This window comes from Streptomyces sp. NBC_00286, assembly GCF_036173125.1.
Lineage (GTDB): Bacteria > Actinomycetota > Actinomycetes > Streptomycetales > Streptomycetaceae > Streptomyces.
This window is the reverse complement of sequence record NZ_CP108054.1, coordinates 8246376-8270680: the sequence shown is the minus strand read 5'-3', so window position 1 is coordinate 8270680 and position 24305 is coordinate 8246376. Positions and strand designations below refer to the sequence as shown.

Genomic DNA, 24305 nt, shown 5'->3' with positions numbered 1-24305 from the left:
GCACAGCTTCCGCAGGCCTGAAGAGCCGGAAGAACTCCCCGACCCGTCGCCGGTTCGCCGCCTGCGTGGCCGTTCTCATGGGCACCCTCGCTCTGCTGCTTGTCCCCGCGGGGACCGCGGCCGCGCACCCGCTCGGCAACTTCACCGTCAATCGGTACGACGGGCTCGTCATCGGTCCCGAGAAGCTGCGGATCGACCATGTGGAGGACCTGGCGGAGATCCCGGCGACCCAGGCCAAGCCTCAGATCAAGGAGGCGGGCAAGGCGAGTTGGGCCCGGGAGCGGTGCGCGACGGCGGCCGGGAAGAGCCGGGTGACCGTGGACGGGCGCGAGGTCGCGCTGAAGGCCGGCGAGAGCCGCGTACAGGTGCGGCCAGGGCAGGCCGGGCTCGAGACGCTCCGAGTGGAGTGCCGTTGGACAGCGCCGCTGCCGAAGGGTGAGTTCTCCCTCGGCTTTCGCGCCTCCGTCGACAACGGGCCCGGCTGGCGCGAGGTCACCGCGCGAGGCGACCGGATGACCCTCGCCTCCTCGGACGTTCCCACGAAGTCCGTGTCGCGCGAACTGAGCAGCTACCCCGAGGAGTTGCTGCAGTCCCCGGAGGACACGGCGACCGCGTCGATGACGGTCCGCCCCGGCGGTCCCGCCCTCGCCGAGGAGAACGCCGACGCCCCCGCCTCCTCCATACTTCCGCGCGGCGCCGACCGGTTCACCCGCGCCCTGGACGATCTGGTGGCCCGGCACGACCTGAGTACGGGCTTCGCGGCGCTGGCCCTCGTCATCGCGGTGGTCCTGGGCGCCATGCACGCGCTCGCGCCCGGTCACGGCAAGACGCTGATGGCCGCGACGGCCGCGGCCCGCGGCGGCCGGGCCAGCATGCGCGACGTCCTCCCCCTGGCCGCGTCGGTGACGGTCACCCACACCCTGGGCGTGGTCGCGCTCGGCCTGCTGGTCACGGCCGGCTCGGCTGCGGCGCCTTCTGTGGTGACGTGGCTGGGCATCACGAGCGGCGCCCTGGTGATGGCGGCGGGCCTGACGCTCGTACGCAAGGCCTGGCGCGCCCGGGCCCACCGGCACGAGCACGCTCCGGGCCATGACCACAGCCATGGGCACGAAGACGGCCACACACACGATCACGATCACGGGCATGCGCACGGCCACACACACGATCACGAAAACCACGAACACCCGCATGGCGACACCCATCACCACGGGGACACCCACGAGCACGCCGAACAGCACGAGCGCCCTCTCGTCCTCGCCCACGCGGCGGACGGCGGAGCCCGCACCTCCGCGCCCGGCCAAGCCTCAGCGCTCCTGGAAGCCCCCGCCCGCACCGAACCCCACCCGCCCGGCCACCACCACGCACACACCGACCAGCACGATCACGCACAGGCGCACGGCCACGACCACAAGCGCAAGCACTCCCACTCCGGCCACACCCACACGCACACCCACGGCGGCTTCACCCACACGCACGAGATCGCGCCCACCGTGCGCGGCACGATCCTGCTCGGCTTCGCCGGCGGGCTGGTGCCGAGCCCCTCTGCCGTCGTCGTCCTGGTGGGCGCCGCCGCGCTCGGCAAGGCCTGGTTCGGGTTCCTGCTCGTTCTCGCGTACGGCGTCGGGCTCGCCCTGACGCTGACGGCGGCCGGGGTCGCCGTGGTCAAGCTGGGCAGCGGGGTCAGCCGTCTGCTGGAGAACGGACCCCGCTGGACCGGCGGCCCGGTCGCCGCGCTGGTGCGCAGGAACGTCGCCCTCGGCTCCGCGTTCGTCGTCGTGGCCCTTGGGGCTGGATTGGTACTCCAAGGGGCGGCAACCGCGCTCGGTTGAGCTACTTTTGTTCAGAATGGTGCGGTTGCGAATGGGGGACGTCCGTGTCGGAAGAGGCACGCAGTGAACGGGTGATCGCGGGGCGTTACCGCCTGTTGTCCCCGCTGGGCGAGGGCGGCATGGGGACCGTCTGGCGCGCCCGTGACGAAGTGCTGCACCGCGAGGTCGCCGTCAAGGAGGTACGCGCCCCGGCCGGGCTGCCCGCTCCCGAGGTGGAGCGGATGTACGCGCGCCTGGAGCGCGAGGCCTGGGCCGCGGCCCGGGTGGCGCACCGGAACGTGGTGACGGTGTACGACGTGGCCATGGAAGAGGGCCGCCCCTGGATCGTGATGGAGCTGGTCCGCGGCATCTCTCTCTACGACCTCCTGGACGCCGAGGGCCCGCTGTCGCCGCAGCGCACCGCGCACATCGGTGCCGAGGTGCTGGCCGCACTGCGCGCCGCGCACGAGGCCGGGGTACTGCACCGCGACGTGAAGCCCGGCAACGTACTGATGTCGAACGACGACCGCATCATCCTCACCGACTTCGGCATCGCCATGGTCGAGGGCAGCTCCGCACTCACCATGACGGGCGAGGTGATCGGCTCGCCGGAGTTCCTGGCGCCGGAGCGTGCGCTGGGGCGCACGCCGGGTCCCGAGTCCGACCTGTGGTCGCTGGGCGTGATGCTGTACGCGGCGGTCGAGGGAAACTCGCCGTTCCGCCAGGACACCCCGCTCAGCACCCTGCGCGCGGTCGTCGACGAGGAGCTGCCGCCGCCGCGCCGTGCGGGCCCGCTGACCCCGGTCATCGAGGGCCTGTTGCGCAAGGAACCGGCCGAACGACTCTCGGGCGAGGCCGCCGAGGAAGACCTGCGCCTGATCGCGGCAGGCGGCACGCCTCGTACGACAGCCGCCGCCTACGCGCCGACCGTCGCGGCCCTCCCCCAGCCGACCCGGCCCGCACCACACCCCCAGCCGGCCGCTCCCACCGCGCCCCCGACCCCCGCCGCCACGACCACCACCGCACAGCCCGCCGAGCCCGCCCATCCCCGGCGCGCCACGGTCGTCCTGATCGCGGGCCTGGTCGCCCTCGCGCTCGCCTTCGCGGGACTGACGTACGCCCTGCTCAATGACAACGGAGGGAGCGACGAGAGCAGCACCACCGGTGGCACCACGGGCGGCACCGGCAACGGCGGCTCCACGACCGGCGGCGAGGACAACGGCGGTACGAGCGGAGGCGGCGACGACGGCGGTACGACCACCGGCGAGACTTCGGGCACGGACGGTGGCACGAACGGCGGCTCGACGGACGGCGGCCAGACGAGCTCCCCGCCTCCCCAGTCCGTCGAGGTGTCGTTGTCGGGCTCCAACACGCAGTACAGCGGCGCCTGTCCGCCGCCGGGAGCGGAGGCGCCCACGTTCACGGCGACGATCACGGTGGGCCGCGCCCCGGCGGAGGTCGACTACCGCTGGGTGACACAGAGCGGGGAGCCCTCGGATCCGGGCTGGAAGTCGCTGTCGTTCTCCGGCGGTGACACGTCCCAGCAGGTCAACCATGTGGAGACGAAGCACAACGCCGACGGCACCTACGAGAACGAGATGAGCGTCGAGGTCCGTAGCCCCGTACATGCGACGTCCGACTCGGTGGCGTTCTCGGTGACGTGTGAGACGGAGACCCCGACAACGGGCGGGGCCTCCCCTACGCCGTAGGCGCGTCTCACAACTTGGCGGTCAGGCCACGCTCTTGAGCACGGGCAGATAACCGCCGGACTGTCCGGCCGCCTTCGGGTGGTACGACTCCCCGATGTTCAGCCAGTTGACGCTGTGCAGCCAGGAGCTGCCGGAGCAGATCTCGTGCCCGGTGAAGGTGGGCACGACGTCGCCGAAGGTGAAGCCGTGGTCGGCGGCACGCTTGGCGATGGCGCTGTTCAGATAGTCGGCGGCGTTGTTGATGGCGGACCGTTCGCCTTCGGTCATGCCGGCCACGCAGCTGCCGCTGAGTTTGTAGAAGCGGGGGTAGCCCAGGACGACCACATGGGCCGCCGGAGCCTTCGCGCTGATCGCCGAGTAGACGGAGTCGAGTCTGCCGGGCAGCGTCGAGTCGACGTACGCCTTCGCCGTGTTGATGCGGGCGACGCAGGCGCTCTCGGACTGCAGCACACAGGTCGTCATGACATCGGCGAACCCGGCGTCGTTGCCGCCGATGGTGATGGAGACGAGTCCGGTGCCGGAGCCGAGCGGGCCCAGCTGGTTGGCCACGACATCACCCGTACGAGCGCCCGAGCAGGCCGTGAAGTGGAACGACGAGGGTGAGTTGGCGGCGGCCCAGAGGTGCGGGTACGCCTTCGTGCTGCGCTTGCAGTTGCCGCTGGAGCCGATATAGCTGCCCGCGCCGACTCCGGAGGAGTAGGAGTCGCCGAGGGCCACATAGCCGGTCGCCGCGGACTGTTCCGATGCCTGCGCCGCCGTGGCCCCGGTGAGGGCGAAAGCGACGGCGAGGAGTAATGAGGTCGTGTATGCCATAAGTCGGGAACGTCGCATGGAACCTCCCTTTAGCAGGATCTCTGCCATAACTTGCGTACCACCGCACACAGTTGACGGGAAGTGTCCATGCCAATACTTTCCCGGACTTACTGGGAGTCACACCGCACATCACCCCGCGCCTCATTTCCTTCACGTGACGTACACATGACAAAGCCTCAACTCCCTTGAGCTGTACGGAAGTTCGGATCACGCTGGTGTCTCAGCCGGTAGCGGAACGCAACGCTCCTGGTTGTGCGCGCGATCACGCGCGCACCCCCCACAGACGTGCGCCCCCACCCCGGCGCGCGCCGCCTAGAGGAGGACTCCCTCGTAATGGCACGACTGCGCAGCAACAAGATCCGGGTCGCCGCGACCACGACCGTCGCCACCGCCGCCCTGCTGGCAGCGGTCACCGCGCTGCCCGCCCAGGCCGCCCCGGCCCAGGGCCGGGTGCTCGCGGCGGACTCCCCCACCGCGATCAAGGGCAGCTACATCGTCACGCTGAAGAAGAGCGCGGACTTCAAGGCCGCTTCCACCCAGGGCAAGGAACTGATCAACGAGTACGGCGGCACGGTGAAGAAGACCTTCGACACCGCGCTCAACGGCTACACGGCGTCGCTCACGGCGACCGAGGCCAAGAGACTCGCGGCCGATCCCTCCGTGGCCTCGGTCGAGCAGAACCAGCGGGTGCAGCTCGCCGACACCACGCAGTCCAACGCCCCTTGGGGCCTGGACCGCATCGACCAGTCCGCGCTGCCGCTGTCGACCACGTACACCTACCCGGACTCGGCGGGCAGCGGGGTGACCGTGTACGTCATCGACACCGGCGTACGGATCACGCACGGCGAGCTGAGCGGGCGGGCCGCGGACGGTTACGACGCCGTGGACGGCGACACCACCGCACAGGACGGCAACGGTCACGGCACACATGTGGCCACGACCATCGCGGGCTCCACCTACGGCGTCGCCAAGAAGGCGGACATCGTGGGGGTACGCGTGCTCAACAACGCCGGTTCCGGCACCACCGCGGGTGTCGTCGCCGGCATCGAGTGGGTCACCGAGAACGCCAGCGGCCCGTCGGTCGCCAACATGTCGCTCGGCGGCGGCGCCTCCACCGCGCTGGACACGGCCGTCGCGAACTCCATCGCGAGCGGTGTGACCTACGCGGTCGCGGCCGGCAACTCCAGTGCCAACGCCTCCTCGTACTCCCCCGCCCGCGTCGCCTCGGCGATCACCGTCGGCGCCACCAGCAACACGGACGCCAGGGCCAGCTTCTCCAACTTCGGCTCCGTGCTGGACATCTTCGCCCCAGGCGTCTCGATCACCGCGGGATGGCACACCAGCGACACCGCCACCAACACCATCTCCGGTACGTCCATGGCGACCCCTCATGTCGCGGGCGCCGCGGCGGTCTACCTGGCGAACCACACGTCGGCCTCGCCCGCGTCGGTGGCCTCGGCCCTGGTGGCCGGCGCGACCTCGAACGCGGTCACCAGCCCCGGCAGCGGCTCCCCCAACAAGCTGCTGAAGCTCGTCCCGTAGCCCCAACTCACCCCAGATGATCGCCAGTTCCCCGGAGGATTCCGTCCTCCGGGGAACTCGTACTTGGCGCTTCCGCATCTTGACGTCCGACTGCCCGCTGAGCGACATTGAAGCCCGGCATCCGGCGCTTCGGGGGGCAAAGACGCCAATGCAGACCATGCGCATCAAGTCATCTTCATCAGGTTCATCTTCATCAGAAGCAGCTGCCGCAGGCAGAGACGGGTCGTCGCGACAGGGTCCGGGGAGGGACCTGTTGCCACTGCTCGCGGGGGCCGCCGCGGCGATCGCCGGGGTCGGTGCGGCGCTGGCGCTCATTGACGCGGACTCACCGCTGCGTGCGCCGTTCACGCTGTTCTTCCTGCTCGCCGCGCCGGGAACCGCAGTTGCGGCCAGTTTGCGCGGACTGGAACCGTTCGGCCGCATCGTGGCGTCTTTGTCCGCAGCGGTAGCGGTCAACATCCTGGTCGCCCAGGCCATGCTGGCGGTGCACCGGTGGTCGGTCGAGGGTGGAATCGCGGTCGTTGCCGCGCTCAGCTCCCTCATGCTCCTGCTGGTCCTGGTACGGCGCCTGCGCGGCCGTACGGTGAAGAGACAGGCTTCCTGACGTGGACATCAGCGTGTACCGCCCCGGCGAACTGACGGCCGCCGATCGGGTGGCGTGGTCGGCTTTCCAGTCGAAGGCCCATCTCAACGGCTCGCCCGAGCTGGCGAACCCGTTCCTGTCACCGGAGTTCGCGCTCGCGGTGGGGCGTTGCCGGCGCGGCGTGCGAATAGCTGTCGTGCGGGAGGGCGGGGAGCCCGCGGCCTTCTTTCCGTTCCAGCGCGGCGCCAGCGGCGTCGGCCGGGCGATAGGTCTAGGTGTATCGGACTGTCAGGGCGTGGTGCACCGGCCCGGATTCAGCTGGGACGCGCGGGACCTGCTGCGGGCGTGCGGGCTCGTGGTGTGGGAGTTCGATCATCTGGCGGCGGGCCAGACGCCGTTCGCGCCGGCGGCCACCGGCGGCTTCCCGTCCCCGGTCATGGACGTCGACCAGGGCTACGAGGCGTATCTGAGCCAACTGCGCACCCGGTCACCGAAGTTCACCAAGTCGACGCTCGCCAAGGAGCGCAAGCTCGGCAGGGATCACGGCGAGGTGCGCTATGTGCACGACGAGCGCGATCCCAAGGCGCTGCGCACGCTGATGGCGTGGAAGTCGGCGCAGTACCGCAGGACCGGACGCAGCGACCGCTTCGCGCACGAGTGGATCACCCGGCTGGTGTGGCAGCTGTTCCACAGCCGCTCCGAGTCGTTCGCCGGGATCCTGTCGGTGCTCTACGTGGACGACAAGCCGATCGCCGCGCACTTCGGGCTGCGTTCCGAGCGCGTACTGGCGTGCTGGTTCCCGGCGTACGATCCGGCATTCTCCAAATACTCCCCCGGGCTTGTCCTGCATCTGCGGATGGCCGAGGCGGCAGCCGCCGACGGTATCGCCTATCTGGATCTGGGCCGGGGGCAGAAGGAATACAAGGACTCCCTGAAGACACGCGAAATCTTCGTGTCCGAAGGGTTGGTGACGCGCCGCCATCCGGTGGCGCTCGGGCACCGGGCGCGACGCGCTCCGGTCCGGGCGCTGCGGAATGCGGTGCTGGCGCGGCCGGAGTTGTTCGAGCCGGCCGACAAACTCCTCAAGCGGATGGGAGAGATCCGTTCGAGGAGTCGGGTAGCGACCAAACCTAAGAAAATGTGAGGTCTCGTTCCAGGTCTTGCCACAGCGTCACAATCGTCAACAACGTCATATTTCTTCATCCCGCATCGGTCCATCATCAAGCGGCTCTAGGGGAGGGCTCAAGGACCGCGATGGTTTCCGCTGCGGGGCGCGGTAGGGGGGTGCCGTGCCCGGTTTCCGCAAGTGGCTCTGTTCACCAGTGGCTCCGGGGCGCGTGCCGCGCGACCGGCTTATCCAGCCGGCCAGCTTTGCCAGCTCACCCGGCGTGTACGGAGATACATTCCGGCATGCCGTAAGTGAGAACCCCCCTTTCGAACCGGACACATAGCCGGACTGCCCCAGGGGCGGGCGGTCCACCGGACGAGAGGGATCAGACTCATGAGTTCTTTTCTGCACCCGGCAGTTTCGGGACAGGAACCGTCCACGGCCGGTCAGTACCGGCCCATATCTTCTCACCTGGCGATCACGCCTCCGGTGAGTGTGGTGATTCCCGCCATGAACGAGGCGGAAAATCTCCCCTACGTTTTCAAGACACTGCCGGCGTGGATCCACGAAGTGGTTCTCGTCGACGGCAATTCCACCGACAACACGGTAGAAGTGGCCCGCGAACTGTGGCCGGACGTCAGGGTGGTGAAGCAGACCGGAAAGGGGAAGGGAGATGCCCTGATCACCGGCTTCGCGGCCTGCACCGGCGACATCATCGTGATGGTCGACGCGGACGGCTCGGCCGACGGCAACGAGATCGTGTCGTATGTCTCCGCGCTGGTGTCCGGGGCGGACTTCGCGAAGGGTTCGCGGTTCGCCAACGGCGGCGGCACGGACGACATGACGCCCATCCGCAAGCTGGGCAACTGGGCGCTGTGCACGGCCGTCAACCGCAAGTTCGGCGCCCGCTACACCGACCTCTGCTACGGCTACAACGCGTTCTGGCGGCACTGCCTCGACAAGATCGACCTCGACTGCACCGGCTTCGAGGTGGAGACCCTGATGAACATCCGGGTGGTCAAGGCCGGACTGAAGGTGCAGGAGATACCGAGCCACGAGTATCTGCGCATTCACGGCGCGAGCAATCTGCGGGCCGTCCGGGACGGACTGCGCGTGCTCAAGGTGATCCTGAAGGAGCGCTCCAACCGCCGTTCGCTGCGCCGCCGTTCACATCACGCGGTCGCGCTGGACAGCACGCGAGGAGAGGTGTCTTGAGCACGGTCGACATCTCGGTGGTGATCTGCGTCTACACCGAGGACCGCTGGGAGGACATCCTCGCGGCGGTCTCCTCGGTGCGGGCGCAGTCCCGGCCCGCCCTGGAGACGCTGCTGGTCGTGGACCACAACCAGGCGCTCCTGGACCGGCTTTCGAAGGAGTACAAGGAGACGCGTCACGTGCGGGTGCTCGCCAACGCGGGCCCTCGCGGCCTGTCCGCGGGCCGCAACACCGGCATCGCGGCCTCCCGCGGTGAGGTCATCGCGTTCCTCGACGACGACGCGGTCGCCGAGCGCGACTGGCTGCATCACTTCGCCGAGGCGTACACGGATCCGCGGGTGATGGCCGTCGGCGGGCGGACCTTTCCGATCTGGGCGTCGGGCCGGCGCCCGGCCTGGTTCCCGGAGGAGTTCGACTGGGTCGTCGGCTGTACCTACAAGGGGCTGCCGCCGGGGCGCGTACAGGTGCGGAACGTGCTGGGCGGCAACGCCTCGTTCCGCCGCACCGCCTTCGACGTGGCGGGCGGCTTCGCGACCGGTATCGGGCGCGACGGCGACAAGCGGCCGCTGGGCTGTGAGGAGACGGAGCTGTGCATCCGCCTCACCCGCGCCCAGCCGGACGCGATCCTGCTGATCGACGACCGCGCGGTGATCCACCACCGGGTGCCCGAAGTCCGCGAGCACTTCGCCTACTTCCGCACCCGTACGTACGCGGAAGGCCTCTCGAAGGCCCTGGTCGCCCGAAGCGTCGGCGCCGACAAGGGCCTGGAGTCCGAGCGCCGCTACACCACGCGCGTGCTGCCCGCCGGAGTGGCCCGCGGCCTGCGCGACGCCCTCCTCGCCCGCCCCGGCGGTGCGGGCCGGGCGGCCGCCATCGTCACCGGAGTGGTGACGGCGGCGGGCGGGTACGTTCTCGGCAGCGTTCGGGCACGCAGGGGTGGCGCCACTTTCTCGGTGGTCGAGATAGAGGAAGGTCCCGGGCGCGAGGGGGCGGCAGCATGAGCAGGGCACGCTTGGTGATGACGGCGCGGGGCGCGGCGACGCCCTGCGCCGGGCGCGATCGCGCGGCCGGAGGTGGTTCCGTATGAACACCCCTGTGCCCATCCTCATGTACCACGCCGTCTCCACCTCGCCCAACGAGGCGACGCGTGCCCTGTCCGTCGCGCCGGAGGCCTTCGCCGAGCAGATGGCTCTGCTGGACGATCGCGGGTTCACTCCGGTCAACACCGCCCAGCTGGCGAACAGTTGGCGTTCCGGGAGCCCGCTGCCGAAGCGTCCCGTCCTCGTCACCTTCGACGACGGTTACGAGGGCGTGCACCGGCATGCGCTGCCCGTGCTCGCCAAGCACGGCTTCGCGGCCACGCTGTTCGTCTCCACGGGCTGGCTGCGCGGCTCGTACGACTCCGGGGGCGCCCTGGACACGATGCTCGACTGGGACCAGGTGCGCGAACTCGCGGACGCGGACGTCGAGATCGGCGGCCACAGCCATACGCATCCACAGCTCGACCAGCTCACGGACGAGGCACTGTGGTTCGAGCTGCTGCGCTGCAAGGAGATCATCGCCGACGAACTCGGCACCCGCCCCGCCTCGTTCGCGTACCCCTACGGCTACTCCAGCCGCCGGGTGCGCCGTACAGTGCGCGAGGCGGGCTTCGCCCAGTCCCTCGCCGTCGGCAACCGCCTGGCGAACCGTCGCCAGGGCCCGTACGCCCTGCAACGCGTCACCGTGCGCCGCTCCACCCGCATCGAGGAGTTCGAGCGGCTGGTCGAAGGCCAGGCCATCACCCGTACCTTCGCCAAGGACCATGCCCTCACCAAGGGGTACGCCATGGTCCGCAGAGCACGCCAGATCCGCCGGAAGGCCATCAGTTCCCGTGTCTGACACGACCACCGCCCAGCCCGGCACACCCACGACCGAGGCGCCCGAGAAGCAGTCCGGCCGCCGGCTGCGGCTGCCCGGACTGAGCAGGGGTTCCAAGGGATCCGGAGGCAGTCCGCTATTCCGGAACGCTTATGCCCTGATGCTCAACACCGGGATCTCCGCCGTCCTAGGCCTCGGCTACTGGCTGGTCGCCGCCCGCTATTACACCGAGGACGCGGTCGGCCAGGGCTCCGCCGCGATCGCCGCGATGAAGCTCCTCGCGGGGCTGACGGCGGTGACGCTGACGGGCGCCCTTGCCCGGTTCATACCGGTTGCGGGACGTGGCACCGGGCGCCTGATATTCCGTACGTACGCGGGCAGTTCACTGGTCGTGGCGGTGGCGGCCGGCATGTTCCTGCTGACGCTGGGCCTGTGGGGGCCGTCGTACCGCTTCCTGCACGATCCTCTGCACGCGCTGGTCTTCGTGCTGGCGGTAGTCGCCTGGTCGGTGCTCACGCTCCAGGACGGGGTGCTGACGGGGCTGCGCAGCGCGATATGGGTGCCGGTGGGCAACACGGTGTTCTCGGCGGTCAAGCTGGTGCTGCTGGTGCTGTTCGCCGCCGCGATCCCCACCATGGGCGTGTTCGTGTCCTGGGTCGCGGCCATCGCGGTGTCCGTGCTGCCGCTGGGCTGGCTGGTGTTCCGGCGGCTGGTGCCGCGGCATATGAAGGCGACCGAGGAGCACGCCGAGCCGCCGACGATGAAGGAGATCGGCCGCTTCCTCGCGGGCGACTACACCGGCTCGCTGTTCTCGCTGGCCGTGGTCTACCTCGTCCCGGTGATCGTCGCCGCGCAGGTCAGCTCCGCCGACAACGCCTACTTCTACATCGCGATCACCATCGGCGGCACCGTCAACCTGCTGGCCATCAACATGGGCGCCTCGCTCACCGTCGAGGGCTCGCACGACCCGGCCAGGCTCGCCGCGCACACCAGGGCCGCGCTGCTCCGGATGGCGCGGATCATGCTGCCGGTGGGCGCGATCCTGTTCTTCGGGGCGCCGTACGTCCTGGGCGTGTTCGGCCAGGGGTACGCGGACGCGGCGACCCCCTTGCTGCGCTGGTTCGCGGTCGGCGGGGTGCTGCGGGTCGTGATGGAGACGTACTTCGCGGTGCTGCGCGCCCAGAGCCGTACCGCCGGACTCGCGTGGCTGCAGGGCCTGTTGTGCGTGCTGGTACTCGGCCTCACGGTCATCCTGCTTCCCACCATGGGCCTCACCGGTGCGGGCGTCGCGGAGGTCGCGGCGCTTGCGGTGATCGTGGCGATCGCCTCGCCCAGGCTGTACCGGGTCATCAGGACCGCGCCGGCCGAGGTGCCCGAGGACGCGGCGCCCGACGGCGACCTGGCGGACCTGGGCGCCCGCGAGGTCCCCGCGCCAGCCGTGGGCGAGCCGAAGAAGGGCCGCGGCCCGGCCTGGGCGCAGCGGCTCGACCAGGACACCCTGGCGCTCGGCGTGCACCTCGACTTCGACCACCAGGAGCGGCGGCCGGACGTACGGCCGGGGCCGGGGACGCCGCCCACCGGGACGGCGGTGAAGTGGCCCGTCCCACCGGACCAGCGGCCGGAGCACGGGCCCGACGACGAACCGGAGGACCACCGGCCGACCTGGGCGCTCAGGGCGCCCCTGCAACTTCCCGCGCCGCGCTCGGAGTTGGGGCTGCCCGTGGAGATGGGGGTCCCCCCGCTCGAGCGAAGTCGAGAGTGGGGGAGGGAGCCGGGCAGCGAGACCTCCGTGGGACCGGCCGAGACGAAACCGGAAGCCGAGGCAGAGGCCAAGTCCGAAGCCACGTCTGAAGCAGGGCCCGACTCCGAGTCCGAAGCCACCTCCGAAGCAAAGCCTGAGACGGAGCCGGGGGCAGAGGCAGAGGCAGACGCAGAGCCCAAGGTCGAGCCGGGAGCGAAGCCTGAGGCCACGTCGGGGACAGGATCGGAGGCCGAGGCGCCGTCCTCCCCCTCCTCCGCGCTCGTACTACGGGAGCGCGGAACCGGTGCGCCGCCCGAACCGCCACCGGCCCCCTCCCCCAACCCCGACCCGTCCTCCCCGTCCCCGTTTGAGCGCCTGCGCCCCACCCGCGTAGGCGTCGTCCTCGGCTGTCTGCTGATCGCCGCGCTCATCCTGTACTGGGTGCCGGCGTTCGGCCTCGGCGAGCGCGACCTCGACCGGATGGGTGGGCTCGGCCTGATCTCCATCCTGCCCGTGCCCACGCTGGCCGGAGCCGCCCTGCTGGTCACGGTGTTCGCCTCGCTGCTCTGGCGGAATCGTGAGCACCGAGGGCTGCTCCTGGTCACCCTGCTGGCCACCGTGGTGTCGCTGCACGCGCTGCCAGCGGTGATCGAGACGGAGCCGCGGTTCGCGACGGCCTACCAGCACCTCGGGTTCCTGGAGTACATCGACCGGACCGGCTCGGCCGTGCCCGACCTGGACGCGCGCTGGAGCTGGCCGGGCTTCTTCGCGGCCGCCGCGTTCGTCGCGCAGGCCTGCGGAGTGAACGACCTCACCGAGGTCATCCGCTGGTGGCCGACGGCCATGCAACTCCTCTATCTGGCCCCGATGTTCCTGCTCGTACGCCATATGCGGGCGAGCTGGCGCGCCAAATGGACCGGCGTATGGATCTTCGTGCTCAGCGGCTGGGTCGGCCAGGACTACTTCTCCCCGCAGGGCTTCACCTACCTGCTCTACATCGTCTTCGTGGCAATCCTGCTCGTCTGGTTCCGGGCGCCGCGTGTGCTGTGGACCAAGCGGCGGCCCGGCGAGCTGGAGGTCGAGCCGACCGACCGGCGCCAACGGGCCGTACTGCTCATGGTGTTGATCGGCCTGTTCGCGGCGACGGTCCCCTCCCACCAGCTCACCCCGTTCGTGATGCTGGGCGTTCTCACGGTTCTCGTCGTGGTGGGCCGCTCCGAACTGCGCGGACTGCCCGTCCTGTTCGCCGTGATGGTCGCCGTCTGGGTGGGCTTCCTCGCCGAGCCGTACTGGCGGGGACACTTCGACGAGCTGTTCGGCGGGATCGGTGGCGTCGGCGGCAATGTGTCCTCGTCGGTCTCCGGCCGTATCGAGGGCGGCAGTTCGACCCACCAACTGGTGCTGTACGCGCGCGTGGCGCTCGCCGGCTCGGTGATGGCCCTGGCCTGCTGGGGCTGGTGGCGGCGCCGCGACCACAAGTACCGCGAACGCTCGCTGCTCGTCCTCACCTTCGTGCCGTTCCTGGGCTTCGGCATGCAGTCGTACGGCGGCGAAATGGCGCTGCGCGTCTTCATGTTCGCCCTGCCCGGCGCGGCCCTGCTCGCCGCACTCGCCCTCTTCCCGCGCACCGGCGTCACCGCGAAGGAACGCGAGCGCGACCAGTTCAGCCTCGCCCCCCTCGCCGCCCTGATGGCGGGACTCGTCCTGGTCGGCGGCTTCCTGGTGGCCCGCTGGGGCAACGAGCCCTTCGAGCGGGTCCGGCCGGGCGAGATCGCGGCCATGGAGTACGTGTACGAGCACGACAAGCCGACCGCGCGGCTGCTGTGGCTGAGCGACGACCCGGTCAACACGGTGACGCCCGCGATGCCCTGGGGCTCGAAGGACATGGAGCGGGTGGAGTACGTTCCGACGCTCGCACCGCCCGATCCCGTGCTGGTGTCCGGCCTGGTCAAGTCGCTCAAGGACGCGGGCCCGAACTCGTACCTCATGATCAACCGCAGCCAGGTGATCTCGCTCCAGATGGACGTGGGCTACTCGGCGAGCTGGGACACCCGCCTCATCCGCAACCTCGACGAACGCAAGGAACTGCGGAAGGTCTACGTCAACAAGGACGCGACCATCTACGCGATGCGCGAGAAGCCGGACGGCAGCGCCCCGAAGGCCGATCCCGGCCCGATCGGCCCCCAGGTGACCTGGACACCGTGGTCGGTCGTGGGCGGACTCGCGGCGATCGCGCTGCTCCTGCTGCTGACGACACGCGAGGTGGTCCGGGTGGCCGTCCGGCCGAGCGTGCGCCAACTGGAGTGGTTGCAGAGCACCTTCTGGTTCTCACTGCCACTGCTGGCGGTGCTGCTGGCTTCGCTGGTGCAGCGGTTCCTGACGATGGCGTAGGCGTAGGCGTAGACGTAGGAGACGGGGCGTGAAGTGGCTCAGCGGGTCAGCCACTTCACCTCGTACGCCCCCAGGTCGAACCGCTCGCCGTCGACCTCGGTACTGATCTTCCGGTCCAGGGTGTTAACCACGAGAACCGCCTTGTCATCGGCGAGAACCCGTACGTCCGGCGCGCTGCCGGCGGCGACGGACACCTGCTCGTACTTCGTGCCCGGCGGGAACTCCCTGTTGAAGCGGGAGACGAGGTCGAGCATCGGCAGGGGCTTGCCGCCGTCGGCGCTGTCGGTGGGCGTCCACAGGCAGCCGGCGCAGCCGGAGCCCTTCTCCTTCTCGGGGTTCCAGTAGAAGGCGGAGGTGGCGCCACCGCGGGCCATCGCGATCATTCCGGAGGCCTGGACGGCGCCTCGGCGGGCCTCGGACCAGTCGTCCCGCTCGTCGTCGGCGTCGGACGGCTCGACGTAGTACTCGGCCCACCACAGCGGCAGTTCGCCGGTCCGCTCGCGCACCCAGCGGCTGACGGCCGTGAACTTCTCGGTGGCGGCGAACTCGTCGGGCAGCAGCTCGTCGTCCTTGGTGTAGCTGGAGCCGTCCACGACGACGAAGTCCGCGCCCGCCTTGTTCTTGTTCCAGTAGTCGAAGGCGTCGAGCACCCGCTGGTCCATGGCGCCCCACGAGCCCTTCAGCGTCGGCGAGGCGTCTTCCTTCTGGCGCGGGTCGAGGCTGTCCATCACCAGATACGGCCCGCCGACCTGGATCTCTTCATTGACAGCCTTGAGCGCCTTGTAGACCTGGTTGTAGAGCTCGGTGTAGCCCTCGTAGTCCCAGCGGGCCTCTGCGTCGTTCCAGAAGCCCTTGAACTCGTTCCAGACGATGAAGTGGCGTACGTCCGGATAGCGCTTGGCGACGGTCGCGGCGAGCGCGGCGTAGTCGTCGAAGTGCTCGGGGCGCGGGGCGGTCTCCAGGGCCTCCTGGCTCCAATTGGTGTTGTCCGTACCGGACTTGCCACCCTTCATCCAGTCCGGGGCGCAGCACAGGGTGACCACCGGGGTGCCGCCCGACTCCCGGACGAAGTCGATCCGCCGGTCCATGTCCTCGAAGTCGTAACGCCCCTTGACCGGCTCGGGATTGTCCGCACCCCAGCCCATGATGTGCTGGATCTGCGGCAACGGCTGCTCACCGAGCCGCTCCGCCACCCGCCGCGTGGCGGAGCCACTGCCCTCGTCGGCGCTGAACTGGGTGTGGGTGAAGCCCCATCCGACGTCCGGCCGCGTCTCCCCGGGAGGAGTGGCGGGCGTGCCGTGCACCTTGTCGCCGTCACGGGTCGTACCGGCGGCGCTCCCGCCGTCCCCGGGCAACGTGTTGATCAAGGTCAGTACCAGGGCCAGAGCCGCCGCGCCCACACCGAGCAGCGCGGTGAGCCGCCACCGCCGTGCCCCCGAATTCCACCCATGACGTCCCATCAAGGACAACAGTAATGGCGGGGGTGGGTGGTTGGGATGGGTTCGAGTGCACAGCCTGGTAACAGGACGGAGGGGATACACGGAGGTCGGCGCACACCGGACACTCGGGGTCCTCCACGGAAACCGGGTGCATGGGACGCGCACGTGACGGATCATGGCGGCATGTCTGCGAACCCACACGACGCATTGCCGATCCGGCTCAACGTCGACGACAGCGACTCCCCGTCGGACGTCGTCGACGCGCTGTTCCTCGGCCGCTTCGCGACGGGCGAGCAGCCGCACGCGCACGCGGCGAACATCGACCGCGTACGGTCCGGGGCGACGCTGATGCCGCCGGGCGCCAAGGTGTTGCGGTCCGCCCGCGACGACGACCGCAGCGCGACGCTCGCCGAGGGCGACGGCTGGACGGTGCTCATCTCGCGCTGGAACCGCGGCGCGGATGTCACGGTCACCGCGACCAGCGAGGAGCTGGCCGCCAAGGTGCTCGGCCAGGCCACGGACGGCGCGGAGGACGAACCCGAGCCGCAGCCGGAGAACGTGACGATGGGCTTCTGGTACGTCTCGCCGAGGCGCGGCCCGCACCGTACGACCCGGCAGATCTCGGCGGGTACGTGGGAGGAGATCCGCCCGAACTACACGGCACCGGTCGCCGACGCGATGGACCACCTGATGAAGACGACCCCGGAGGACATCGCGGGCCGTCTGCTCCTGCTGCACGGCCCGCCCGGTACGGGCAAGACGTCGGCGCTACGCACCCTGGCCCGCTCCTGGCGCGACTGGTGCCAGGTCGACTGCGTGCTCGACCCGGAGCGCCTCTTCTCCGACGTCGGCTACCTGATGGACATCGCGATCGGCGAGGACGACGGCACCGCCAAGGGCCGCTGGCGGCTTCTGCTGCTGGAGGACTGCGACGAACTGATCCGCGGCGAGGCCAAGCACACCGCCGGTCAGGCGCTGTCGCGCCTGCTCAACCTCACGGACGGCCTGCTCGGCCAGGGCCGCAACGTCCTGGTCGGCGTGACGACGAACGAGGACCTGGAGCGCCTCCACCCCGCCGTCGTCCGCCCCGGCCGCTGCCTGGCCCGTATCGAGGTCGGCCCGCTGACGCACCGCGAGTCGGTGAACTGGCTGGGCACGGAGGAGGGCATCGGCCGCGAGGGGGCGACGCTGGCCGAGCTGTACGCCCTGCGCCGGGGCACGTCGCCGACGTCGGTGCCGGGGGCGCGGGAGGGTGCGGACGCGGGGCTGTACTTGTAGGCCACGCTGAGCCTTCCCGGCTGGTGCTTTGATGGGGTTATGACCCTGTTCGTGGGTACGTCCGGCTGGCAGTACAAGGACTGGCGGGGAGTCCTGTACCCGGCCGGGCTGCCTACGCGGCTCTGGCTGGAGGAATACGCGGCGCGGTTCGCCACGGTCGAGATCAACAACGCCTTCTACCGGCTGCCGTCGCGGGAGACCTTCGAGTCCTGGCGGGATCGCACGCCACCGGACTTCGTCATCGCCGTCAAAGCGAGCCGCTTTCTGACTCACATCAAGCGCCTGCGCGACCCCGAGGAACCGGTACACCGCCTGATGACCCACGCCGCCGGCCTGGGCGACCGCCTGGGCCCGGTCCTCCTCCAGCTCCCACCCACGCTGCGCGCCGACCCCGCGCTCCTCGACACCTGCCTGTCCTGCTTCCCGGCCGGCACCCGCGTCGCGGTGGAGCCCCGCCACGACTCCTGGTGGATGCCCGAGGTACGCGCCGTCCTGGAGTCCCGGCACGCCGCCCTCGTCTGGGCCGACGTCCTCTCCCGCCCCGTAACCCCGCTGTGGCGCACAGCGGACTGGGGCTACCTGCGCTTCCACGTGGGCCGCGCCCACCACTGGCCCCACTACGGCCGCCAGTCCCTGTCCACCTGGACCCACCGCATCGCGGCCACGTGGCCCGACGACCAGCACGTCTACGTCTACTTCAACAACGACCCCCATGCGGCAGCGGTCCAGGACGCGCTGCTCTTCGCCAGAGTGGCGAGGGCGGCCGGCCTGACGGTGACGCGCACACCGCGCCAGCTGAGCGCCCCATAGGGGCGCCTGCCAAGGGGTGGGGGTGACAAGTCGTGCCTCGGCTGCGGGTGCGTCGCGGTTGGGCGGTTCCTCCCCCAGCCCCGCCCCTTCCCGGCTGAATCAATTTGCGGCTCCGCCGCGTGGGGGGGGGCGCCTACTGCGGATGGACGGGTTTTGTTCCCCAGCCCCGCCCCTTCCCGAAACTGGGGGCTCCGCCCCCAGACCCCTCTGCCTCCGGCGGGGTGGGCGCCTTCGGCAGGTGGGTGGGTTTGTTGGGTGGGTGGGGTGCCTACCGGGGTGGGGGTGACAGTCGTGTCGCGGCTGCGGGTGCGTTGTGGCTGGTCGCGCAGTTCCCCGCGCCCCGAAAAACCTGCGACTGCCCGCCCCCCGAAGAACAAGCGAACCGAAATGGCCCCAGCCCCGGAAGGGGCCCGCGCCCCGAACCCGCCCGCGCGGCATAACCAGCGCCCGGAGGGAGCCCGCACCCCGACGAAACCGGCACTCTCCCTCCGGGGGGAGGGGACGTGGGCCGGTGCGTCCTATGCCCGTCGCTTAGCTTCGGTCTGGGCACAGCTACGCCCTGTGTCAGCACGGGGCCGTATGCCCTGTTGGCGACGGGCTGACGCACCGGACCGCGGCCCCGCACCCACCACGCACCCAAGGGGCGCGGGGAACTGCGCGACCAGCCACGACGGCGCCGCAGCCGCCCCACCGCCGGAGGCACCCCGCGGGGAACTGCGCGACCAGCCACAACGGCGCCGCAGCCGACAACGCACCCACCCGCCCAACCGCCGGAGGCACCCGCACGGCTGCGCGACCAGCCACAGTCAACCCGCAGCCGAAAACGCACCCAACCGCCGGAGGCACCCCGCGGGGAACTGCGCGAGCAACCACAACGCACCGTCAGCCGCCCAACCGCCGGAGGCACCCGGCGCGGCCGCGCGACCAGCCACAACGCACCCGCAGCCAGCAACTACCCCTGGTCCCCATAAACCGCCCGCACCGCATCCCGCACGGCATCAACCGCCGCCCCCTCATCAAGCCCCAGCCGGCGGACACGCTCGGCGTAAGCTCGAGCAGCGGACGCCGCCCCCCTCTCAGCCGCCGAACCCGCGGACGCGACAAACGTTCCGTTGCGACCCCGCGTCTCAATCACCCCGTCCGACTCAAGCGCCCGATAGGCCTTGGCCACCGTGTTCGCCGCGAGCCCCAGCGATTCGGCCAGCCCCCGCACGGTCGGCAGCCGATACCCCACCGGCAGCACCCCAGCCCGAGCCTGCTCGGAAATCTGAGAGCGCACCTGTTCAAACGGGGGAACCCCCGCACCGTCATCGATGTCGATCTTCAACGTCACAAACCGATTGTCCCCCAGCCCCCTCTCCCTCCACCCCACAAAAATCAGAGGCACCCGAACCCCACCCCCACGTAGCGTCAGCAACATGACAGTGATCGTCCGCGACTTCCGTCCGGCAGACGCCGAGAGCTTCGCCCGGATCCGGCACCTGGCGCTTCCCTTCATGCTCTCCACCGCCGAGTCCGTCACCTACGACGTCGCGAACATGCATCCTGACGCCCACTTCCAGCCGCTGGTCGCCGAGAGGGACGGTGAACCCATCGGCACGGCCCAGGTCGGCTTCGCGCACGACAGCCCGCAGCCGGGTCAGGGCTACCTGAACGTGTACGTGCACCCGGACCGCCAGGGCCGCGGCGCGGGCTCCCTGCTCGTGAAGACCGCCGAGGAACGCCTCGCCGGCCTGAACGCGACGAAGCTCTTCTCCTGGGTCCTGGACAAGCCCGCTAACCGCACCTTCGCCGAGAAGCGCGGTTACCACGCAAGCCGCTCCGCGCACTTCCTGCGCCTGGATCTGGCGAACGGCGCCCTGCCACCGCTCCAGGAGCCGCCCGCGGGTGTCGAACTGCGCCAGGCCGCGGACTTCGCGGACGACCCGCGCCCGCTGTTCGACCTGGACGCGGAGGCGTCCGGGGACGAACCGAGCGACATCGACTACGAGTTCACGAACTACGAGGCATGGTTGAAAGAGACCTGGCAACACCCTCTCTTCAGCCACGAGCTGACCTCGATCGCGCTCGTTGACGGCCGCCCGGCCGCGTTCAGCGCCGCGCGCACCGACGGTGGCACCCGCTACGGCACCGTGAACACGGGCACGGTCCGTGCTCACCGCGGCCGCGGCCTGGCCAAGCTCGCCAAGAACGACTCCCTGCACCGGGCCCGAGCCGCCGGCTACACGGAGGCATTCACGGGCAACGACACCGGCAACGGCCCGATGCTCGCGATCAACAAGTGGTTCGGCTACGAGATCTGCGCCACGGAGGTGCGCTATATCCGCGAACTCGGCTGATGCCGCACACCGGTTGGACATCGTCCTGGTCAAGGCGGGCCGCACGAAGATCCGCTACCCCGCCGAACTACTCGCCGACGACGGCACAAGGATCACCGTCCGCGCCCCCTGGGCCGGCGACGTAGCCCGCGACTTCGGCTTCGTACGGTTCGAGTCCGGCGACATCTTCACCGAGTACTACTGGCGCGACCGCTGGTATGCGGTGAAGGAGGTCCGCGATTCCACAGGCACCCTCAAAGGCTGGTACACCGACATCACCCGCCCGGCCGTCCTCTCCGGCACCGAACTAGTCGTAGAGGACCTCGACCTGGACCTCTGGCGCTCCGCGGACGGCAGAACGGTACTCCGCCTGGACGAGGACGAATTCGCAGCCAGCGGTCTACCCCAGACCGACCCCGACGCCGCATCCGCCGCCATGTCCGCACTGGACGAACTGGAACTCCTAGCCCGCGAGGGCGACTTCGAGGCACTCCTGGCTTGACCGGCGCCAGCGACAACGCAGATCAACGCAGATCTCAGACCACCCCCACCACCGCATACCGCTCGTCCTCCACCTCCCGCCCCCACAACAACGCCTCCTCCGACAGCCGCTCCACCCGGACGTCCCGCATCAGCGGCGTCAGTAGCGCGGTCAGCCGGTCGGCGGATATCCCCACCCGGCCCCCCGGTCCCACCGTCCCCCACAACCCCTCTATCAACACGAGCCGTCCGCCAGGGCGCAGCAACCCCCGCCAGTGCCGCAAGGCACGCTCGGGATCGGGCAACGCCCACAGCACGTGTCGTACGAGCACGACGTCGAAGCGCTGCTCGCCGACCGGCGGAGCCGCCGCGTCGCCCACGAGGAAGACCGCGTCGCGGCCGGCCAGCTTGGCACGGGCGAGGTCGACCATGCGGGGCGAGAGGTCGACGCCGGTGACCCGGTGGCGCTGTTCGGAGGCGAGGAGGGACAGGCTGCCGGTGCCGCAGCCGAGGTCCAGTACGTCGGACGGGCCGCGGGGCAGCCAGCCGCGGAGCCGGGCGGCCCAGGCCTCGCGCACGGCGGGGTCGCGCAGCCCGTGGTCGGGCTCGTCGTCGAAGGTGGTGGACTCGGCGTCCCAGTCGACGTCGGTCCATGTCTCGCGCTCACTGTTGGTCGCCATGTGCCCAGAGTGACACCCGGCACTGACAATGCCGGGGCCGAGCGTGACAACCGCCACTGAAACCGCAGGCCAGTGGGTGACCGCCGCCACAGACAGGCGGCCCTCGATGAGTCACGCTCCCCGGAACGGTCTACCCATACAACCGCGATACCCGGTAGACCCAAGGAGGCAGTCATGCGTCGTGTGACCCTGCAGAAGCCCCTCAGGAAGTCGGACTCCCGCCGTGTCCGGGACGAGGCCGACGAACGCACCGCCGAGCGCCCAGAAGTCCGTAAAGACATCCAACGCACCTGGTGGCCGGACGGCTGACCCACCCGGCCACCAGGTCTCCAAGGCTGAAGCCGCCCTGAACCGGCTGAGAACCCTCAGGGCGCCAGCCGCTTGCGGTAGTGGAGCCGGTCGTACGGCCCCTCCGCGCGGCGTTCCATGAGCTCGTAGCCGTATCTCGGGTACAGCTTCTGGTTCTCCCACATCATCGCGTTCGTACAGAGCCGAACCTCGGCCAGTCCCAGCGCACGCGCGCGTGCGTCCACGAATGCGAGCAGCCGTCGCCCGATGCCCTGCCCGTGGGCGTCGGGGTGGACGGCGATGGTGTCGAGGTACAGGTGGTCCTCGTGGGCCTCCAGAACGAGGAGGCCCACCATCGGTTCCCCGGTGACGTACACCCGCCCCGCCGCGATGTTCGCCGCATGGTCGGCCTCCATCGGCACGGGCACCAGCCCGATGCGCTCGATGTAGGGCTGGAACGCCGCGTCGATCACGGCCTTCACGGCGGGCTCGTCACCGGCTTCGGCGAGGCGGATGTCGTCAGTCGTGCCTGCGGTCATAGCCACGTCATACCTGCGGTCATGGCTACGTCATACCTGCGGTCGCCGGCCGGTCACACCTCGGACGGGGTCTCGGTCTTGCCGTCAGAGGTCAGGGCTTTCGCCTCGGACGCCTCGGATGCCTCGGATGCCTCGGATGCCTCGGATGCCTCGGATGCCTCGGATGCCTCGGATGCCTCGGATGCCTCGAGCGACCTGTTGCGGCGGACGGACGAGAGGAAGGATGCCGCGATCAGGAAGACACCGACCAGGCCGGTGATGATCTCGCTGATCTGGTGCTGGATGGTGATGAGCAGGATCGTGGCGAGGGCGCCGATGGCGTAGTGGGCGCCGTGCTCCAGGTAGACGTAGTCGTCCAGGGTGCCCTGGCGGACCAGGTAGACCGTCAGTGAGCGGACATACATGGCGCCGATGCCCAGGCCGAGCGCCATCCAGAAGATGTGGTTGGTGATGGCGAAGGCGCCGATCACGCCGTCGAAGGAGAAGGACGCGTCCAGGACCTCGAGGTACAGGAAGAGGAAGAACGCGGCCTTGCCGGCGAGACCGACCGCCGAGACCGGCTTGCCCTCGGCTCTCGCCTTCTCCTCTTCCTCGTGTTCGTGCTCCTCTTCTTCTTCGAGCTTGTCCTCGAAGTATCCGGACAGGCCGCCCACGACCAGATAGGTGATCAGACCGGCGACGCCGGAGAGCAGGACCGTGGCCGCCTTGTCCGCATGGCCCGTGCTGACATGCGCGTGGGTGGCGAAGGTCATCGCGGTCACCAGCAGAACGATGAGTGCGACGCACGCGGACAGCATGTCGATCTTGCCGAGCTTGGCGAGCGGGCGTTCCAGCCAGGCGAGCCACTTGATGTCCCGGTCCTCGAAGACGAAGTCGAGGAAGATCATCAGCAGGAACATGCCGCCGAAGGCCGCGATCGCAGGGTGGGCGTCGGTGACCAGGTCCTCGTATCGGCCCGGATCCTCGATGGCGAGCTGCACCGCCTCGATGGGGCCGACTTGGGCGCTGATGGCGACGATCACGACCGGGAAGACCAGCCGCATACCGAACACCGCGACCAGGATGCCGATGGTGAGGAAGATCCGCTGCCAGAAGGCATTCATCTTCTTCAGGATTCCGGCATTGACGACCGCGTTGTCGAAGGACAGCGAGATCTCGAGGATCGACAGGATCAGTACGATCCCGAAGGCCTCCCAGCCCCACTGCCACGCGGCGAAGGCAAGGCCGGCCGCCGTGACGGCGAACGACCAGCCGAACGTCCTCAGGATCATCTACTGCGCCGCCTTCACCGCGAGGACCGGGCACTCGGCGCCCAGCAGGATCTGCTGCGCCTGGGAGCCCATGATCAGCTTGCCGACCGCGCTGCGCCGCCGGAGACCGATCACCACGAGGGACACATCGGCCTGCTCCGCCAGTTCGATGATCTCGTCGGCGGCGTCGCCTGCGCCGAGCAGCTGGCGGATGTCGAACTCGATCCCCAGCGCGGCCAGGTCCTCGCGGACATGGGCCAGATCCGGCGCTTGCGCGAAGCGCGGGTCGACCAGGGCATCACCGCGCGAGGTGTTCACCACCAGCAGCTTCTCGCCGCGCAGGCGGGCCTCGTCGATCCCCGCGCGCAGCGCGGCCTCACCCTCGGGTGAGGGTACGTATCCGACCAGTACGGTCATGTCTGCTCTTCCTCCCAGGCACTCTCAGGACTCTCA

At 69.8% G+C, this 24305-nt stretch carries 21 protein-coding genes; 14 read left to right on the top strand and 7 right to left on the bottom strand.

Translation table 11 applies throughout. The features are described 5' to 3' along the window. Positions 1 to 77: 77 nt before the first annotated feature. Complete coding sequence (locus OHT21_RS37425) at positions 78 to 1829, top strand: HoxN/HupN/NixA family nickel/cobalt transporter (protein ID WP_328774370.1); 1752 nt, start codon at positions 78 to 80, stop codon at positions 1827 to 1829. Between the two features lie 44 nt (positions 1830 to 1873). After that, entirely contained in the window at positions 1874 to 3517 is a 1644-nt protein-coding gene (locus tag OHT21_RS37420; RefSeq protein WP_328772701.1) for a serine/threonine-protein kinase, read from the top strand. A 21-nt stretch (positions 3518 to 3538) separates the two neighbouring features. Here OHT21_RS37420 and OHT21_RS37415 read toward each other — a convergent pair whose 3' ends face one another. Then, on the bottom strand, positions 3539 to 4348 hold the full coding sequence (locus OHT21_RS37415; RefSeq protein ID WP_328772700.1) for an SGNH/GDSL hydrolase family protein: 810 nt from the start codon (positions 4346 to 4348) through the stop codon (positions 3539 to 3541). A 315-nt stretch (positions 4349 to 4663) separates the two neighbouring features. On the opposite strand from OHT21_RS37415, the gene OHT21_RS37410 reads away from it, so the two are divergent. The 7 genes from OHT21_RS37410 to OHT21_RS37380 all read left to right on the top strand — a co-directional run bounded on the left by OHT21_RS37410 (position 4664) and on the right by OHT21_RS37380 (position 14770). Beyond that, entirely contained in the window at positions 4664 to 5872 is a 1209-nt protein-coding gene (locus OHT21_RS37410) for a S8 family peptidase (protein ID WP_328772699.1), read from the top strand. Positions 5873 to 6125: 253 nt separating this feature from the next. Continuing rightward, positions 6126 to 6476, top strand: coding sequence for a hypothetical protein (locus OHT21_RS37405; RefSeq protein WP_328772698.1), 351 nt, complete (start codon positions 6126 to 6128; stop codon positions 6474 to 6476). Position 6477: 1 nt separating this feature from the next. Continuing rightward, complete coding sequence (locus tag OHT21_RS37400; protein ID WP_328772697.1) at positions 6478 to 7599, top strand: GNAT family N-acetyltransferase; 1122 nt, start codon at positions 6478 to 6480, stop codon at positions 7597 to 7599. Between the two features lie 357 nt (positions 7600 to 7956). Then, entirely contained in the window at positions 7957 to 8778 is an 822-nt protein-coding gene (locus tag OHT21_RS37395) for a glycosyltransferase family 2 protein (protein ID WP_328772696.1), read from the top strand. Beyond that, complete coding sequence (locus OHT21_RS37390; RefSeq protein ID WP_328772695.1) at positions 8775 to 9779, top strand: glycosyltransferase family 2 protein; 1005 nt, start codon at positions 8775 to 8777, stop codon at positions 9777 to 9779. Before OHT21_RS37395 ends, OHT21_RS37390 begins: the two co-directional genes overlap by 4 nt. 82 nt (positions 9780 to 9861) lie before the next feature. After that, on the top strand, positions 9862 to 10659 hold the full coding sequence (locus tag OHT21_RS37385) for a polysaccharide deacetylase family protein (protein WP_328772694.1): 798 nt from the start codon (positions 9862 to 9864) through the stop codon (positions 10657 to 10659). Then, a complete protein-coding gene (locus tag OHT21_RS37380) occupies positions 10652 to 14770 on the top strand; it encodes a lipopolysaccharide biosynthesis protein (protein WP_328772693.1) in 4119 nt (1372 codons plus the stop codon). Before OHT21_RS37385 ends, OHT21_RS37380 begins: the two co-directional genes overlap by 8 nt. Positions 14771 to 14808: 38 nt before the next feature. On the opposite strand, the gene OHT21_RS37375 is transcribed toward OHT21_RS37380, so the two are convergent. Then, complete coding sequence (locus OHT21_RS37375) at positions 14809 to 16230, bottom strand: GH39 family glycosyl hydrolase (RefSeq protein ID WP_328772692.1); 1422 nt, start codon at positions 16228 to 16230, stop codon at positions 14809 to 14811. Positions 16231 to 16392: 162 nt separating this feature from the next. Here OHT21_RS37375 and OHT21_RS37370 point away from each other — a divergent pair, with 162 nt between their 5' ends. Together OHT21_RS37370 and OHT21_RS37365 are read left to right on the top strand one after the other, a co-directional pair. Further along, positions 16393 to 17487 carry a DUF5925 domain-containing protein gene (locus tag OHT21_RS37370; protein ID WP_328772690.1) on the top strand — a complete coding sequence of 365 codons (1095 nt, stop codon included), beginning with the start codon at positions 16393 to 16395 and terminating at the stop codon, positions 17485 to 17487. Between the two features lie 39 nt (positions 17488 to 17526). Then, positions 17527 to 18297, top strand: coding sequence for a DUF72 domain-containing protein (locus OHT21_RS37365; RefSeq protein ID WP_328772689.1), 771 nt, complete (start codon positions 17527 to 17529; stop codon positions 18295 to 18297). 952 nt (positions 18298 to 19249) lie between these two features. On the opposite strand, the gene OHT21_RS37360 is transcribed toward OHT21_RS37365, so the two are convergent. Then, positions 19250 to 19630: a GntR family transcriptional regulator gene (locus OHT21_RS37360; RefSeq protein WP_328772688.1), complete on the bottom strand. Its 381-nt coding sequence runs from the start codon at positions 19628 to 19630 to the stop codon at positions 19250 to 19252. Positions 19631 to 19715: 85 nt separating this feature from the next. Between OHT21_RS37360 and OHT21_RS37355 the strand changes: the two genes are divergently transcribed. Together OHT21_RS37355 and OHT21_RS37350 are read left to right on the top strand one after the other, a co-directional pair. Next, the gene (locus OHT21_RS37355; RefSeq protein ID WP_328772687.1) at positions 19716 to 20636 is read left to right on the top strand and encodes a GNAT family N-acetyltransferase; all 921 of its coding nucleotides are present in this window, start codon (positions 19716 to 19718) and stop codon (positions 20634 to 20636) included. Further along, positions 20617 to 21117 carry a DUF402 domain-containing protein gene (locus tag OHT21_RS37350; RefSeq protein ID WP_328774369.1) on the top strand — a complete coding sequence of 167 codons (501 nt, stop codon included), beginning with the start codon at positions 20617 to 20619 and terminating at the stop codon, positions 21115 to 21117. The genes OHT21_RS37355 and OHT21_RS37350 overlap by 20 nt, the downstream gene beginning before the upstream one ends. A gap of 34 nt (positions 21118 to 21151) precedes the next feature. Here OHT21_RS37350 and OHT21_RS37345 read toward each other — a convergent pair whose 3' ends face one another. Further along, the gene (locus tag OHT21_RS37345; RefSeq protein WP_328772686.1) at positions 21152 to 21775 is read right to left on the bottom strand and encodes a class I SAM-dependent methyltransferase; all 624 of its coding nucleotides are present in this window, start codon (positions 21773 to 21775) and stop codon (positions 21152 to 21154) included. 174 nt (positions 21776 to 21949) lie between these two features. Between OHT21_RS37345 and OHT21_RS37340 the strand changes: the two genes are divergently transcribed. Next, a complete protein-coding gene (locus tag OHT21_RS37340; protein ID WP_328772685.1) occupies positions 21950 to 22084 on the top strand; it encodes a hypothetical protein in 135 nt (44 codons plus the stop codon). Between the two features lie 56 nt (positions 22085 to 22140). Here the strand turns inward: OHT21_RS37340 and OHT21_RS37335 are convergent, their stop codons facing one another. Genes OHT21_RS37335 through OHT21_RS37325 form a run of 3 tightly spaced genes read right to left on the bottom strand, consistent with a single transcriptional unit; the run spans position 22141 to position 24269 of the window. Further along, a complete protein-coding gene (locus OHT21_RS37335; protein WP_328772684.1) occupies positions 22141 to 22602 on the bottom strand; it encodes a GNAT family N-acetyltransferase in 462 nt (153 codons plus the stop codon). 53 nt (positions 22603 to 22655) lie between these two features. Beyond that, a complete protein-coding gene (locus tag OHT21_RS37330; RefSeq protein ID WP_328772683.1) occupies positions 22656 to 23873 on the bottom strand; it encodes a DUF475 domain-containing protein in 1218 nt (405 codons plus the stop codon). Then, positions 23874 to 24269, bottom strand: a complete 396-nt coding sequence (locus OHT21_RS37325) for a universal stress protein (protein ID WP_328772682.1) — start codon at positions 24267 to 24269, stop codon at positions 23874 to 23876. Positions 24270 to 24305: the final 36 nt, after the last annotated feature.

Bases quoted from the DNA above. Each gene is read 5' to 3' on its own strand.
- OHT21_RS37340 (WP_328772685.1), top strand. From the start codon at position 21,950: ATGCGTCGTGTGACCCTGCAGAAGCCCCTCAGGAAGTCGGACTCCCGC.
- OHT21_RS37415 (WP_328772700.1), bottom strand. From the start codon at position 4,348: ATGCGACGTTCCCGACTTATGGCATACACGACCTCATTACTCCTCGCC.
- OHT21_RS37365 (WP_328772689.1), top strand. From the start codon at position 17,527: ATGACCCTGTTCGTGGGTACGTCCGGCTGGCAGTACAAGGACTGGCGG.
- OHT21_RS37330 (WP_328772683.1), bottom strand. From the start codon at position 23,873: ATGATCCTGAGGACGTTCGGCTGGTCGTTCGCCGTCACGGCGGCCGGC.
- OHT21_RS37325 (WP_328772682.1), bottom strand. From the start codon at position 24,269: ATGACCGTACTGGTCGGATACGTACCCTCACCCGAGGGTGAGGCCGCG.
- OHT21_RS37385 (WP_328772694.1), top strand. From the start codon at position 9,862: ATGAACACCCCTGTGCCCATCCTCATGTACCACGCCGTCTCCACCTCG.
- OHT21_RS37355 (WP_328772687.1), top strand. From the start codon at position 19,716: ATGACAGTGATCGTCCGCGACTTCCGTCCGGCAGACGCCGAGAGCTTC.
- OHT21_RS37370 (WP_328772690.1), top strand. From the start codon at position 16,393: ATGTCTGCGAACCCACACGACGCATTGCCGATCCGGCTCAACGTCGAC.
- OHT21_RS37410 (WP_328772699.1), top strand. From the start codon at position 4,664: ATGGCACGACTGCGCAGCAACAAGATCCGGGTCGCCGCGACCACGACC.
- OHT21_RS37425 (WP_328774370.1), top strand. From the start codon at position 78: ATGGGCACCCTCGCTCTGCTGCTTGTCCCCGCGGGGACCGCGGCCGCG.
- OHT21_RS37335 (WP_328772684.1), bottom strand. From the start codon at position 22,602: ATGACCGCAGGCACGACTGACGACATCCGCCTCGCCGAAGCCGGTGAC.
- OHT21_RS37375 (WP_328772692.1), bottom strand. From the start codon at position 16,230: ATGGGACGTCATGGGTGGAATTCGGGGGCACGGCGGTGGCGGCTCACC.
- OHT21_RS37345 (WP_328772686.1), bottom strand. From the start codon at position 21,775: ATGGCGACCAACAGTGAGCGCGAGACATGGACCGACGTCGACTGGGAC.
- OHT21_RS37395 (WP_328772696.1), top strand. From the start codon at position 7,957: ATGAGTTCTTTTCTGCACCCGGCAGTTTCGGGACAGGAACCGTCCACG.